Raw genomic sequence first — 13,740 nt, forward strand, 5'->3', positions numbered from 1 at the left:
GGGGCAATAAAAAGTTTGCAGGCACCTTCTTAAAATGCCAAAGTTCTTCATGCCGATATCCACCCGGGCATTGCAAATCGATTGTTTTTCAGTCCATATTTAAACAAAGTGCGTGAACACAAGACCGATATCGTCTTTTATTCTTTCTTCCGGCAGCTTTTATTTGAATCCGACCTGTTTCGGCTCATTTGTTTTTTCGGATATCAGACATCCGTCCACTCACCGAATTCCTTAACTGCCGGAAGCATGCATGAACATTTCTCATCACCGCCCGGCAGATATGTGCTCCGTTTACAAAGGTACGAGGGATCTCTAAACCGGCTTAATTTCCTCTCCTGATCATCAGTTTTTTTCAGTTTGACGCCAAAATGACCTCACTTCCACTTTCGACCAATGAGATGATATATTGTCTTGAACACAAGACCCCCATAATATTTTCTCTGAACTAAACTATTCGACGGTTAGAATAAAATCCCTTTAAATCCAGTTTATCGATTATTCCTTTTTTGAATAAACATGACGGCAAAAACGAAATATAATAGTTGAATTACATTTAAGGAGGATACGTTAGAGTGGAACAGCAAAACCAGCCGCAAATGCAAATCAATCAAGGCAATGAAGGAATGCAGCATATGAATCACGGGGGCCACGAAGTGTTTGACATGCATGAAGTGTTGTCCGGTATGATCGGCGTTCTTGAGCAATATATGATGTTCAGAGAGCATGTCAAAGATCCGGAGCTGCTCGATATTTTGGACAGGCAGCACCGGTTTATTTCGTCTCAGTACAACATCACAACAGAATGCTTCAGAACAGGGCAAAAGCCGAGCCAGGAAACGGCAACATATATGATGAAAGAGGATCGTCAATTTGTCTACGGGTTAAAAGACGCTCAGCCGAAACAGCCGAAGCAATCCGTGCAGGCGATTGATGACGCCTGTATCAGCAGCTTTATGCTCGGCTTGATGAAAACCAATTGTTCGGCATTGGCCATGGCGGCTCCCGAGGTGACAAACCCTGTTTGCAGAAGGGTTCTGGCAGACCAGATTCCTCACTATATCGAAATGGCTTATGAAATTTTCCTTTATCAGAACAAGCACGGATACTATCAAGTTCCTCAGCTTGCACCGCAAGACATGCAGAAGATGACATCAGCATTCGCTCCGGTGCAAGGTCAGCCGCAAATGCCACCAAACGGGCAGCAGAGACCCATTCATTGATGATGAAAACGGCACAGAAGAACGAAACTTCCGTGCCGTTTTTTTCGCTTCATATTTCCGCTTGAATTCTTTTTCAAAGGCGGATAACGACTGACCGACGGCGGCCTTAAATCCGTCTTCAAAACTTCCCCGCTCAGCCGTTTCCTCGATGATGTCGAGGATGACACCCCTTCCTTTTTTCTCCGCGAGCTCTTCGATCAAATAATAACTTTGCAAATAAATATCGGTTTCATATCCAGTGCGGGCTTTTTGCCATTGCCTGTCGGTCTTCAGCTTACTCAAAGGAACGGCTGACGGCAAAGTCCGGATCTCAATAGCGTCATGAGCAGAAGCCCATTCCGCCACTCCTTCGTGAAACCAGAGCGGGTAAGCTGCCGGGTCGGCTTTCAGTTCTCTCAGCTTGACGTGAAAAGCATAGTGGGTATACTCATGTATCAGCACCCGTTTGTACAGGAAGACGGCGAATCCCTCGCCGCTATTCAGATGCTTTCTCTCCTCGGGCAAAAGTCCGATCATCCGCATATCATTTGAGTAAAATCCGGTGATATCCTTTAATTTTGAAAATGACTCCATATTATCGCGGTTTGAAAAAAAGATCAAATCAACGCTGTCTTGAAGAGGGCTGGCAAACAGTTCCCGATTCATGTCAGCGGCATCCCGAAGCGTCTCCTTTGTCAGCTCCAGAATCGTCCTATCTTCTTCAGCGTAATAAATGCTGACACTTTCATATTTAAGCATTTTCAGCGATTCTTTCAGTTTTTCTTTTTTCCCCGAAAGAACAGCCGCCTCAGGGCTCTTTTGGCTGAACACGACAAAAACGGCCAATAACAAAGCGGATAGAGTGCCCGCCATAATTAAAATAAAGGCTGCTTTCATCTCTCCCGTCACATATCATCCCTCCTCCGCGATGTGCTTCTCTGTACTACACACTATGCGGAAAGGTTCAGGAAGTGGCCTGTATGAAAAGCAGCCAACAAAAAAAGCCGCTCATTGCGGCTTTTCATTATCTTTGATTCGGGAAAATTCTGTTGATCGTTTCACCGAATTCTTCAAACATGCCCTCGATCGGTTCGCCATTTTGGATTCTGTCGCCATAATTTCTCATCCGGTCAACAAAATCAGGATTTGCCGAAACGAATACATTGTTGATGTTATTGTCTGCTTCTTTAACCTTTTTCGAGATTTTCCCTTTCAGCTCATTCGTTACGTCGCCTTTCGGATTGCCTTTCAAAACGACCGCTACATAAGCGTTGCGGTTTGTCGTAATGACGTTTGCACTTCTGACTTCTTTCAGTTCCGTCACTTTGTCTGCAGCTTTATCCGCCACTTCCATATTATTATTGTTCCGATTGGCATCGCGGTTGTCTGTCACATTCATTTGGTCGTTGACGTTTCTGCCGTCATTGACATTCGTGCGGTCGTTATCTCTGTTTGTTACATTTTGAAGCGCATTGTCCTGGTTGCGACGGTTGTTATCCGCCCCCTGGTTTGCCATGCCGCATCCGGCTGTGAACAAAAACGGAAGGAGCAAAGCAGCAATCGCGCTTTTTTTCATATTGAACATTAAAATTACCTCCTATAATGATTTACGTATAGTTTTTTTCTTTTTCGTGTTATTTATTTGTCTAAAGGATATTTTTTATACGCGACTTTTGTTATGATCTTATTGAATGTAAAAATTCCCAAATAAATCCGGAGGTGTATATGAAATGGAAAAAGCAAAAAGCATTTTGCATGTGCTGCGAATTAAAGACTTTGCGGTCCATCCCGATGAGACACAGCTTGTTTTTGATACAAATCTCAACGGAACATCAAACCTGTGGGCGATGGATCTTCCCGAGACATACCCGTACCAGCTGTCATTCTTGAATCAGGATGCAAAAGGAATCGCCTACAATCCCGACGGCTCTATTCTCTATGCCGGTTTTGACCATGACGGAAACGAACAAAGCGGACTGTACAAGCTTTCTTCAAAAAACGGGTCGTTCCATTCATTAAACGGAAATCAAACAGACCGCCACTTCGAGCCCGTCCCTGTCCAAAACGCCGTTTACTACTCCTCTACAAAGGACAATCCGACATTTTTAAATACATACAGATACGATTGTCTCACTGAAAAAGAAGAGCTTATTTTTGAAGGAAAAGACGGAACTTCAATGCTGGCTGATGTAAGCCCGGGCGAGAAAGCCGTCAGCATCCATGTCTACTATGTCAACAGCCACACTGTCTGCATGATCCATACAGCTGAAGGCGTGACGACAGGAATCGTCCCCGATGAGACGCTGCCTCATATCGTTTATTCTTCCCGCTTTGCATCTGATGATCGGTTATTCGTCACGACAAACTACGAAGCCGAGTTCTCATACCTTGCCTTGTACACCGTTTCATCCGGTATTTTTACGCCGGTGCTTTCGATTGACAAAACCGATTTAACAGCCATCCACGCTGATCCGAGTGGAACTTTCCTTTATCTGATTGGAAAAAAAGGTGTCAAAGATGTGATGTATGAGTACAACACAGCAACAGGAGAAAGCCGGCAGATCGATTGCCCTTGCACATCCATTTCGAAAATACACTGCGCCTCTTCGGGCGCGCTGTACATTCTCGGCTCAACGCCGACAAGGCCTGCTAATCTCTATGTATTAACGAAAGGACAGGCGAAATGGCGGCAATTAACGAAACATTCGGTTCCGGGTTTCTCCGAACAGGAGCTGTCATATCCGGAGGTTGTGACATATCCTTCTTTTGACGGTCTCGTAATAGAAGGGCTGCTGTTTAAGCCCCTCCCAGAAGAAGCGAACGGCTGGACGATTATTTGGCCGCACGGCGGACCGCAAGATGCAGAAACCTTTATGTTCTATGATATCTTTCAACTCGCTGCGAAAATGGGCTACCAGTTATTCGCCCCTAATTTCAGGGGATCTGCGAATTACGGCTATTCCTTCTTTAAAATGGTTGAACAAGATTGGGGAGACGGACCGCGTCTCGATATGACCGCAGGCATCGACTGGCTTATCGATCAAAAACTTGCGGACCGCGAAAAACTTTTTTTAATGGGCGGCAGCTACGGAGGATATATGTCGCTATTGCTTCACGGGAGACATCCAGAGTATTTCCGCGCCGTCGTCGATATATGCGGAGTCAGCAATCTGTTTTCGTTTGTCAAATCCGTACCGGATTTCTGGCAGCCGATGATGGAAAAATGGGTCGGTAACCCGGAGCGGGATTATGAAAAAATGAAAGCCGATTCTCCTGTTACATACCTGGAGAGTATGACTCAGCCGATGCTGATCATCCAAGGCGCAAACGATCCGCGCGTCGTAAAGGAAGAGTCCGATCAAGTCGTCGATCGGTTGAAGGACATGGGGCGGAAAATCGAGTATCTTGTTTTGGAAAATGAAGGGCACGGTTTTTCTAAGAAAGAAAATAAAGTGAAAGCTTACCGTGAAATTTTCGAATTTTTAGAAAAACACCGCTTATATCTCGCGGCACAGCTTGAAGAATAAAACCGATTCTGACTGGGGATGGTATACGTAAAAAGGAGGTAGACCCTTTGTTTAGAAGAAGATCAGGCATCCATCCCGCTGTATTGGTTTTAGGATCAGCTGCATTAACCGCGGCTTTTTCTCCCGAAATCCGCAAAAGATTGACAGGCATGTTCGCGAAGGGCATGGGAGGACGGCAGCAAGGTAACGGCCGCAACCAGATGATGATGAATCCGGCTGACATGATCAAACAGGCTTTCAATCCCGGAGGACAATCACAGGAACATCACCAGTCAGGCCATACGGCAAACGACCAGCATCAATCAAGCCATATGACTGCCCCGGTTAATGTCATGAACGATCAGACTGCAAATCAGACGATGTTCGATAACGATCAAAGCTATTCATAAAAAACGGCCCGCACGAGCGATCAAGCTGTGCGGGCCGTTCTTCTTTTACACTTCTGCTTCAATGATATTAGTACGGTCTTCGTACGTGTTTTTTTCAAGTTCATTTGTTACTTTGCTCGTGACAAGTCCTGACGTCATGCTGCCGCTGACATTAAGAGCCGTACGCCCCATGTCGATGAGCGGCTCAACCGAAATCAGCAGTCCAGCAAGCGCTACGGGCATATTTAACGCCGAAAGGACGAGAAGCGCTGCAAATGTCGCACCTCCGCCGACGCCTGCCACTCCGAAAGAGCTGATCGCAACAACAGCGATAACCGTGAACAAAAATGACGGCTCAAGCGGATTTTGTCCGACCGTCGGCGCAATCATGATCGCGAGCATTGCAGGGTAAATTCCGGCACATCCGTTTTGTCCGATGGACAGTCCGAAGGAACCGGCAAAGTTTGCAATGCCTTCGGGAACACCGAGGCTGCGCTGTGTTTTAATGTTCAGCGGCAAAGCGCCTGCGCTTGATCTAGATGTAAACGCGAATACAAGGACCGGAAACGCCTTTTTCAAGTATGTGACAGGATTTAAACCGCTGAATGTAATGAGCAGCAGGTGAATGATGAACATGACGATCAGCGCCACATATGAAGCGATGACAAATTTGCCGAGCTTGGCAATGCTGTCGAGATCGCTCGTTGCAATCGTTTTTGTCATGATCGCCAATACACCGTAAGGCGTCAGCCTCAGAATCAACGTCACTACACGCATAATGATCGCATACACGGCATCAACCATCTTTTTGAAAAGCTCAGCTTGTTCAGGCTGTTTTCGATTGACCCCGAGATACGCGATTCCAAGGAAAGCCGCAAAAATAACAACGGCGATCGTTGATGTCGGTCTTGCTCCCGTAAAATCTAAAAACGGATTCCCCGGAAGAAGCTCGACAATTTGCTGTGGAAGTGTTTTGGCTTCCATGTCCTGCGATTTCTGTTCGAGTTCCGCCCCTCTCATTGACTCTGCCTGGCCTTGATCCACATGGACAGCCTGCAGGTCGAAAGCAAGTGCGGACGCGATTCCCACCGCAGCAGCGACAGCTGTCGTCGCGATCAAGAGGCCGATGATCAATCCGCTGATTTTTCCGATATTGTGCGTCAGTTTAAGCTTTGTAAAAGCACCCAAAATCGAGATGAATACAAGCGGCATAACGATCATCTGCAAAAGCTTCACATAGCCGCCGCCTGCAATATTAAACCAATTAGATGTCTGCGTAATCGTTTCTGAAGACGAACCATATATAAAATGCAAAGCGAATCCAAAAACAATGCCGATTCCCAGAGCGGTAAATACCCGCTTAGAAAAAGAAACATGTTTTTTTTGCATCATATAAAGGAGCGCCATCAGGCCGAGCATGACGATAATATTAATAACAACAAATAATGTCATGGTAACAAAAGCACCCCCAGAATTTTTTACATTTAAAAACTATAGTACAACAAACCTGATTGGTCAAGTAGGAATTATCGATGTATTTCAATATATGACCCGGGAATCAATTGCGCGACTGACATTTTATTCGCCGATGTCTTTCAGTGGAACAAAAGTCGGCAGCTGTGCACCGTCAAACTCTTTTTTGATCAATTCAGCGGTATCGTCTGATTGGTACAGCTCAACGATCTTTTTCAAATCTTCACGGTCCCGGTCTTCTGTTCTGGCCCCAATAATGTTGATGTACGGTGTCGCTGTTTCGTCTTCCAGTTTAATCGAATCTTTGACAGGATGGAAGCCGGCGTCAACCGCTATGCCGTTGTTGATAACAGATGCAGCGACGTCGGGAAGCACGCGCGGCGTTTGCTCTGCGGCCACCGTTGTGATTTTGAGTTTTTTAGGATTTTCTTTAATCGCATCAAGCGTTCCGTTTCCGTCAAATCCGTCCTTTAATTGAAGCAGGCCGGCGGACTCCAACAGGAGCAAGGCTCTGCCCATGTTCGTCGCTTCGCTTGGAACAGCGATTTCCGCGCCGTTTGGTATATCGTCAGGCGAATCATACTTCTCGGAATAAATGCCCATCGGAGCGATGATCGTTGTGCCGATCGGCGAAAGTTCAAGATTGCGTTCCTTTTTGAATGCATTAAAGTAAGATATCGTCTGAAATGCATTGGCGTCAATGTCACCGCCCGCCAAAGCCTGGTTCGGCTGAACATAATCAGAATATTTGACGATTTCAAGCTTTAAGCCTTCTTTCTCGGCTTTTTTCTTCACAAAGTCCCAGATTCTTGTATCCGTTCCGCTGATGCCGATTTTAATGGTTTTCGCATCAGAGTCTGCCGCACACCCCGCGATCACTCCCGCAAGCAGCAGTAAAATGATAACAAATGTGAACTTTTTCATCATAGCTGTCTCCCTCTCTGTTTATCTTCTTCTCAATTTTTTGGACAGAACGTTTCCGGATGTCTGCAATCCCTGCACAACGATGACGAGAATTGCAACCGTGATGATCATCGTCAGCGTGTCAAACCTTTGGTAGCCGTATGTGATCGCCAAATCCCCAAGACCGCCGGCGCCTATCGCACCAGCCATCGCCGACGCTCCGACCAATCCGACCGTTGCCACCGTAAAACTCAGCACAAGCGAACCGAGCGCTTCCGGAATCAGAAACCGGAAGATGATCTGCCGCGGAGTCGCTCCCATTGCTTCAGCGGCTTCAATGACTCCCGGATCGACTTCAAGCAGAGAGTTCTCGACGAGCCTTGCGATGTAAGGCCCCGCATAAAAAGTCAGGGGAACAATCGCTGCCGATGTGCCGATGGACGTCCCCACAATCAGCCTTGTCACCGGAATTAAAGCAACCATCAAGATGATAAACGGAACGGAACGGAAAATGTTAATGATCATATTGACAACCGTAAAAACTGCCGGATTTTCAAGCAGATGCCCCTTCCTTGTGACAACCAGCAAAATGCCGAGCGGAATGCCGATCACGCTTGAAAATAAAAGCGAGAAAACCGTCATTTGAATCGTCTGAACCAGTGCGTCAATGATTTGGTCATATGTAACAAGCATGCTTATACCTCCCTGATGCGAATGTTTTCTCTGCAGATATATTCGAGCGCCCGCCCGATTTCACCGTCTTCCCCCTGCAGTTCAACCGTCATACTGCCAAACGGAATTCCCTGAAGCTCTGTAATCGTTCCGTGCAGAATGTTGACTTCTACGTCAAACCGCTTTGCCACTTGCGAAAGAAATGGCTTCCCGGAAGATTCGCCGACAAATTGAAGCTGGTAGAGATGCTTCACATTTAATTTTTGAATCGATTCAGGTATCTCGTGGTCGATGGCTGATTTGACAAAGCTTTTGGCCGTTTCGGTTTCCGGCGCGGAAAACACGTCAAACACGCTGCCTGATTCAATGATCCTTCCTTTTTCAATGACCGCGACTTTGTCGCAGATTTCTTTTGCCACATTCATTTCATGAGTGATCAACAAAATCGTGATGTTATATTGTTCGTTGACGCGCTTCAGCAGCTTCAAAATATCGCCGGTCGTCTGCGGGTCAAGCGCGGATGTCGCTTCATCACAGAGCAGAACCTCCGGATTTGTCGCCAGCGCCCGGGCAATGCCGACGCGCTGCTTTTGGCCGCCCGACAGCTGATCCGGATAATCGCGGGCTTTATCCTCAAGTCCGACAAAATGGAGCAGTTCCGTCACTTTTTGCTTGATTTCGGCTTTCGGTGTTTTGACAAGCGCGAGCGGCTCAGCGACATTAGCGAAAATCGTCTTTGAATTTAACAGGTTAAAATGCTGAAATACCATGCCGATCTTCCTTTTAACAGCTCGAATCTCAGCTTTCGACAGAGACATTAAGTCTCTTCCGCCGACGAATACCTTTCCGGCCGTCGGTTTTTCAAGGAAGTTCACACAGCGGATCAGCGTGCTTTTCCCTGCGCCGCTGAATCCGATGACGCCGTATATTTCCCCTTTATCTACATGAAGGTCGATTCCATTGAGCGCATGAACCTTCTGTCCGCCGCTTTCATAGACCTTTTCAACGCCTTCAAATGTAATCATGATGATCTTCCTCCTCTTTTTGGCTAACAAAAAAGGCTCCCTCTTAAAAAATAAGAAGAAGCCTTAGACGACACGAAGTAAATAGAGTGGTCCGCTCTCTTCTTATCTTCCAAGCCCGTACGGCTTGTTGGATGTGGCACAGTATTCTGCTGTATGCAGAACCCGCTGCCGAGGCTTCATAGGGCCAATTCCCTCCGCCTCTCTAAATAAGAAGTGTTGATGCATGAAGTTTTACCTAACTTTACAGCTTCTTTGAAATGTTGTCAATCAGAATTGTGAAAATTTCAAAAACCCGCTTTTCAATGCTTTATTTTTCGCCCTGATTATTAAATTTCACTTTTTTTAAAAAAATTGTGTTTAGCAGTTGTAATTTCGCTTAAACACTGGTAAAGTAAAGGTAATTATTTTTGTTCGAACTATCTTTAAGAAGAAAGTTTTGTAAGAGTTTTCGTCTTGGAAGTTTGTTTTAGAGCAAGAATAGTGAATTTAAGCGTTATCGCTTTAGGAGGAAATTTCATGCTAGAAGGTAAAGTAAAATGGTTTAACTCTGAAAAAGGTTTCGGATTCATCGAAGTTGAAGGACAAGACGATGTATTCGTTCATTTCTCTGCTATTCAAGGCGAAGGCTTCAAAACTTTGGAAGAAGGCCAATCTGTATCTTTCGAAATCGTTGAAGGAAACCGCGGACCACAAGCTGCTAACGTAACAAAAGCGTAAGCTGTGAACCGCTGATCTTCATACAGGACTGCTGACCGAATGTCAGCAGTCTTTTTATATTTAAAAAAAGCCTGACGCCCGGAAAACCGGCGTCAGGCTTTTTTTGCGAAAACCGCTTATGAAGCGATGTCTCTTTTTGTGAATGCACCAAAGGCGAGCACATGAAAAACGATAAAATAGACAGCCAGCACCACAATCGAGAATCCCAGCGTCATGTCTGAAACAAGCGGAGATCCGTCAAAGTATTGAGTGAGATCAGTGTTGGCAAATAAGATGTATTTCACCCAATCAAATTTCGTTGCGAGCAAGTTTGTCACCGTTCCGCCCATTGCCAAAAGGAAAATTGAAATACCTACGGCAAGCGAGCTGTTTCTGAAAACAGCTGAAATCATAAAGGCCATTGTCGCCATCATCAAAAGCGAGATTGAATTCAGCAAATAGCTGCCGGCCAAGTGCAGCAGCAGGCTCTTTTCTTCAACTGTTCCATCGGCGTACGCCAAGTGAACCTGGCTGCCGTCGCCTGCCCCGAATAAAGCAATGCCTGTGATACCCGCGCTTGCGAACAGAATGAAAAGCAAAGCCAATGCAAAAAGCAGAACTGTAAAATATTTTGCAAGCAAAATTTTAAAGCGGCTGATCGGCCTGATGACAAGCAGCTTCACCGTTCCCCAGTTGAATTCATTCGCAACGATTCCCGCAGCCACCGTGATCACAAACAGACCGAGGAGGGGAATGATGCTGCTCGCGTCGCTGATGAACGACAGGGCCGAATAGTCCCCGTCTTCCGGCAAATCGTGCTTGATTCGATACTCATTAATGGCGGTCGACCGTTCATAGCTTTTTTCAAGTGCCGGATTATTGACCCCTTTAAGTTGTTCTTTCATATCTTTATTTTCCTGCATTAATTCTTTTTTCCAGTCCGGGTTGTGGTCTGTCTCTCCGATCGTCTTTGTGAGAACGCCCAGCCCGATGGCAGATAACAGCAAAATCGCGATCATGACGTATGTGCCTTTTCGATTAAAAATTTTGATCCATTCATTTACGATGAGATTAAACATGCTGAGCTTCCTCCTTATCTGCGGTGATTTCCAGGAACCGGTCTTCCAGCGACTTGTTCACAGCCTTCACTTCATATAGGCGGACACCGCTGTCTGACAAGTGTTTGATCAAATCAGGCACTTCATCCTTTTGAAGGCTGAGCTCTATCCCGCCTTCCGCTTCGTCAACCTTCATCTTTCTGAAAGCAGCCGCTTCCCGCATCAGAGCCTGATTGTCATCCGCTTGAAGATAATAGCGCTTCTTTTCATCCCGAGCGGGTCCGTGCACATGCTGAATATCCCGGAGCTTTCCGTTCTGGATAATGGCGATCCTGTCGCACATCAGCTCCATTTCTGAAAGCAGGTGGCTTGAAACGATGACCGCCATACCTCTTTCTCTCGTCAGCTTTCTTAAATGATCGCGGATTTCCCGGATACCGGCCGGATCAAGCCCGTTCGTCGGCTCATCGAGAATCAAGAGCTTCGGATCGTGCAAAAGGCTTTGGGCCAGGCCAAGCCTTTGTCTCATTCCTAAAGAATACGTTTTGACCTTATCGTTGATCCTGTTTTTCAATCCGACAAGCTCGACGATTTCGTCAATTTTCTGTTTCGTTACGCCTTTCGTCATGCGCGCGTATTGCTGAAGGTTTTGGTAGCCCGTTAAAAATTTATACAGTTCCGGATTTTCAACGATCGCTCCGATATGCCGTGCAGCCTTTTCAAAATTTTCTTTTACGCTGACACCGCACACGGCGATTTCACCGGCGGTGATGTTCATATGCCCGACAATTATCCGGATCGTCGTCGTTTTTCCGGCGCCGTTCGGACCCAAGAAGCCGAAAATCTCGCCTGCCTGCACGTCAAAGCTCAAGCCGTCGATGATCTTTTTCCCCCTGATCGTTTTTGATACATTTTTTAATTCTAAAAGTGTTTCCACTGTTTCTCCTCCCGCCTTTTCAATCTTTTTCTTCGATAAACCGTTTCAGCCATTCCAAAAGCGACATTCCGGATTCCTCGCGCAGCTGTTCGACATCCTTTTTTTCTTCAATTCGGCCATTTAAGACGACGACGACCTCATCCAAAATTTGTTCAATTTCATGAATCTCATGGGTGGCGATGACGATCGTCTGCTTATCAAGCTCCAAATATGTAAGAAGGCTTTTGACGATCGACTCTCTCACCATCGGGTCAAGACCGGAAAATGGCTCATCAAGCAGTACGACCGCTGCATCGCGCGCCAATGTGAGCGCGAGCTTCAGCCTGCCCCGGTTGCCTTTGGAAAGCTTGCCGATTTTTTTATCCCTGTCGATTTTCATGTCCTTTAACAGGTCCCACGCTTTATTTATACGGAAATCGGAAAACTGGGTTTCATAAAAGTGAATCATATCCTTGACGCGAAATGGATCGTAGAACATATCAAGCTCTGTTAAATAGGCAATGTTCTTCATCTCCTTTCTGGCTGAATCAGCTTTTAAAGAAATGCTCCAGAATCTCTGCACTTGATGAACAGCGCCTCGAATAATCCATAAGCATTGTAGATCAACAAGGAAATGTCCCGGATGAATTTTTGATAGCCGAATATTTTCTGAGCGCTTCATCTATCGTTCGAAAGAACATCACCTCATGTGGAAAAAACACGGAGCCTAAAAAGACAGCGATATTGACAAGAAGCAAATGACGCGGAAAACAGGCTGTTGCTGCTTGAGAGCAGAACGCTTCTGACAATCAGCCCGAAAATGAATAAACTAGCGCGGGAAATCAATTGGTATACAACAGCAATAACGCACTGTTGTTCGGATTATATAACCAAAGCTGCGTCTTTCCTTCCAGACCGAGCTGTATCAGAGTACTGCATCAGTAGTACGAGGGAAATCACAAGTAATATTGCAAAAAAGCGCAAATAAAAAAAGCAAACCCGCTGGTTCCCAGCGAATTTGCCTTTAATCCTGTTCCCGTTTTTTCATGGATTTTAATGCTTTTCGGTAATCCATATCGTCCATTTCCGTTTTCTCGGAATGTTTTTTTTCCTCTTTTGGATGTTGAAGTTTTTGCAGAATCGCCCGATAGGTTTGATCATTCATTTCGAACGGATCTTGCTGATCGGCTTCAACTTGCTCAGGCGCTTCTTCTTCCTGAACATGAGGAATGCCAGCTTCAGCTGCCGCGTTATCCTCATGTTCGGGTTTATCCTGTGAAGACGCCGACCGTACATTAAATACCACCAGACCGATAATGACGAGGACAGCAGCGATGATGGTCAATATAATGGTCATGTCAAATCGCTCCTCACTGTCCTGCTGTAAAGCGGTCTGTCACTTGGGCGACGCGTCTGCCTAAAGCCCGGCCCAGCTCCAGGCCTTCTTCGCCGATCAGTTCGTCACTGTCGACAGGACACGTGATGCCTGCACCGTAATAAGACCCGTATAAAGCATTTTCAGGTACATTTCCAGGCAAGCCGACGACCATCATGCCTTGATGAAGCATCGGTGTTATTAAGTTGAGCATTGTCGCCTCAAGACCGCCGTGAGTTGTCGCTGTTGTGCAGAAGACTGCGCCGATCTTATTGATCAGCTTCCCTTCCGCCCAAAGGTAGCCCAGCCTGTCGATCCAAGTTTTTAATCCGGAGCTGATTGTACCGAAATGACCTGGGCAGCCCCAGATGATAGCATCCATTTCTTCGAGCTTTCTAATATCCGCCTGGCTGACATGATCGATCAGCACGTCTGCAGCCTCATGTTCCCCTGCGCCTTCCGCAATGGCTTCAGCCAGCTTTTTCGTATGCTCGCCTTCACTGTCGTAAACAACATAAATTTTCATGT

15 protein-coding genes and 1 riboswitch are annotated in these 13,740 nt (G+C 46.2%); of the genes, 4 read left to right on the forward strand and 11 right to left on the reverse strand.

What is annotated here, in order from left to right; all coding sequences use genetic code 11:
* Positions 1 to 572 precede the first annotated feature (572 nt).
* The gene (locus KI350_RS15110; RefSeq protein ID WP_020450692.1) at positions 573 to 1,220 is read left to right on the forward strand and encodes a spore coat protein; all 648 of its coding nucleotides are present in this window, start codon (positions 573 to 575) and stop codon (positions 1,218 to 1,220) included.
* Here KI350_RS15110 and KI350_RS15115 read toward each other — a convergent pair.
* On the reverse strand, positions 1,152 to 2,108 hold the full coding sequence (locus KI350_RS15115; protein ID WP_223254810.1) for a hypothetical protein: 957 nt from the start codon (positions 2,106 to 2,108) through the stop codon (positions 1,152 to 1,154). The two genes, KI350_RS15110 and KI350_RS15115, sit on opposite strands and share 69 nt — an antisense overlap.
* 115 nt (positions 2,109 to 2,223) lie before the next feature.
* Positions 2,224 to 2,784 (reverse strand): YhcN/YlaJ family sporulation lipoprotein, encoded by a 561-nt coding sequence (locus KI350_RS15120; RefSeq protein WP_212930515.1) that lies wholly within the window; start codon positions 2,782 to 2,784, stop codon positions 2,224 to 2,226.
* Positions 2,785 to 2,929: 145 nt separating this feature from the next.
* On the opposite strand from KI350_RS15120, the gene KI350_RS15125 reads away from it, so the two are divergent.
* Positions 2,930 to 4,726, forward strand: coding sequence for a S9 family peptidase (locus KI350_RS15125; RefSeq protein ID WP_059231829.1), 1,797 nt, complete (start codon positions 2,930 to 2,932; stop codon positions 4,724 to 4,726).
* Between the two features lie 47 nt (positions 4,727 to 4,773).
* The gene (locus tag KI350_RS15130; RefSeq protein WP_212930516.1) at positions 4,774 to 5,115 is read left to right on the forward strand and encodes a hypothetical protein; all 342 of its coding nucleotides are present in this window, start codon (positions 4,774 to 4,776) and stop codon (positions 5,113 to 5,115) included.
* 45 nt (positions 5,116 to 5,160) lie between these two features.
* Here the strand turns inward: KI350_RS15130 and KI350_RS15135 are convergent, their stop codons facing one another.
* From KI350_RS15135 to KI350_RS15150, 4 genes are all read right to left on the reverse strand, one after another.
* On the reverse strand, positions 5,161 to 6,546 hold the full coding sequence (locus tag KI350_RS15135; protein ID WP_212930517.1) for an L-cystine transporter: 1,386 nt from the start codon (positions 6,544 to 6,546) through the stop codon (positions 5,161 to 5,163).
* A gap of 126 nt (positions 6,547 to 6,672) precedes the next feature.
* Entirely contained in the window at positions 6,673 to 7,491 is an 819-nt protein-coding gene (locus KI350_RS15140) for a MetQ/NlpA family ABC transporter substrate-binding protein (protein ID WP_035339137.1), read from the reverse strand.
* 21 nt (positions 7,492 to 7,512) lie between these two features.
* Positions 7,513 to 8,163, reverse strand: a complete 651-nt coding sequence (locus KI350_RS15145; RefSeq protein WP_020450685.1) for a methionine ABC transporter permease — start codon at positions 8,161 to 8,163, stop codon at positions 7,513 to 7,515.
* Positions 8,164 to 8,165: 2 nt separating this feature from the next.
* The gene (locus KI350_RS15150; RefSeq protein ID WP_035339139.1) at positions 8,166 to 9,167 is read right to left on the reverse strand and encodes a methionine ABC transporter ATP-binding protein; all 1,002 of its coding nucleotides are present in this window, start codon (positions 9,165 to 9,167) and stop codon (positions 8,166 to 8,168) included.
* A 99-nt stretch (positions 9,168 to 9,266) separates the two neighbouring features.
* Positions 9,267 to 9,380: riboswitch (SAM riboswitch) on the reverse strand.
* Between the two features lie 303 nt (positions 9,381 to 9,683).
* Between KI350_RS15150 and cspB the strand changes: the two genes are divergently transcribed.
* Positions 9,684 to 9,884, forward strand: a complete 201-nt coding sequence (gene cspB, locus KI350_RS15155) for a cold shock-like protein CspB (RefSeq protein ID WP_003155376.1) — start codon at positions 9,684 to 9,686, stop codon at positions 9,882 to 9,884.
* Positions 9,885 to 10,000: 116 nt separating this feature from the next.
* Here cspB and KI350_RS15160 read toward each other — a convergent pair whose 3' ends face one another.
* From KI350_RS15160 to KI350_RS15180, 5 genes are all read right to left on the reverse strand, one after another.
* Positions 10,001 to 10,942 (reverse strand): ABC transporter permease, encoded by a 942-nt coding sequence (locus KI350_RS15160; protein WP_035339140.1) that lies wholly within the window; start codon positions 10,940 to 10,942, stop codon positions 10,001 to 10,003.
* On the reverse strand, positions 10,935 to 11,858 hold the full coding sequence (locus tag KI350_RS15165; RefSeq protein ID WP_020450682.1) for an ABC transporter ATP-binding protein: 924 nt from the start codon (positions 11,856 to 11,858) through the stop codon (positions 10,935 to 10,937). Before KI350_RS15165 ends, KI350_RS15160 begins: the two co-directional genes overlap by 8 nt.
* Before the next feature lie 19 nt (positions 11,859 to 11,877).
* On the reverse strand, positions 11,878 to 12,420 hold the full coding sequence (locus KI350_RS15170; protein ID WP_230459163.1) for an ATP-binding cassette domain-containing protein: 543 nt from the start codon (positions 12,418 to 12,420) through the stop codon (positions 11,878 to 11,880).
* 441 nt (positions 12,421 to 12,861) lie between these two features.
* Positions 12,862 to 13,194, reverse strand: coding sequence for a hypothetical protein (locus tag KI350_RS15175; RefSeq protein ID WP_025811853.1), 333 nt, complete (start codon positions 13,192 to 13,194; stop codon positions 12,862 to 12,864).
* 13 nt (positions 13,195 to 13,207) lie between these two features.
* A complete protein-coding gene (locus KI350_RS15180) occupies positions 13,208 to 13,738 on the reverse strand; it encodes an NAD(P)H-dependent oxidoreductase (protein ID WP_020450678.1) in 531 nt (176 codons plus the stop codon).
* Between the last annotated feature and the right edge of the window lie 2 nt (positions 13,739 to 13,740).

Origin of the sequence: Bacillus sp. J41TS8 (genome assembly GCF_018333035.1) — a bacterium.
GTDB classification, from domain to species: domain Bacteria; phylum Bacillota; class Bacilli; order Bacillales; family Bacillaceae; genus Bacillus; species Bacillus paralicheniformis.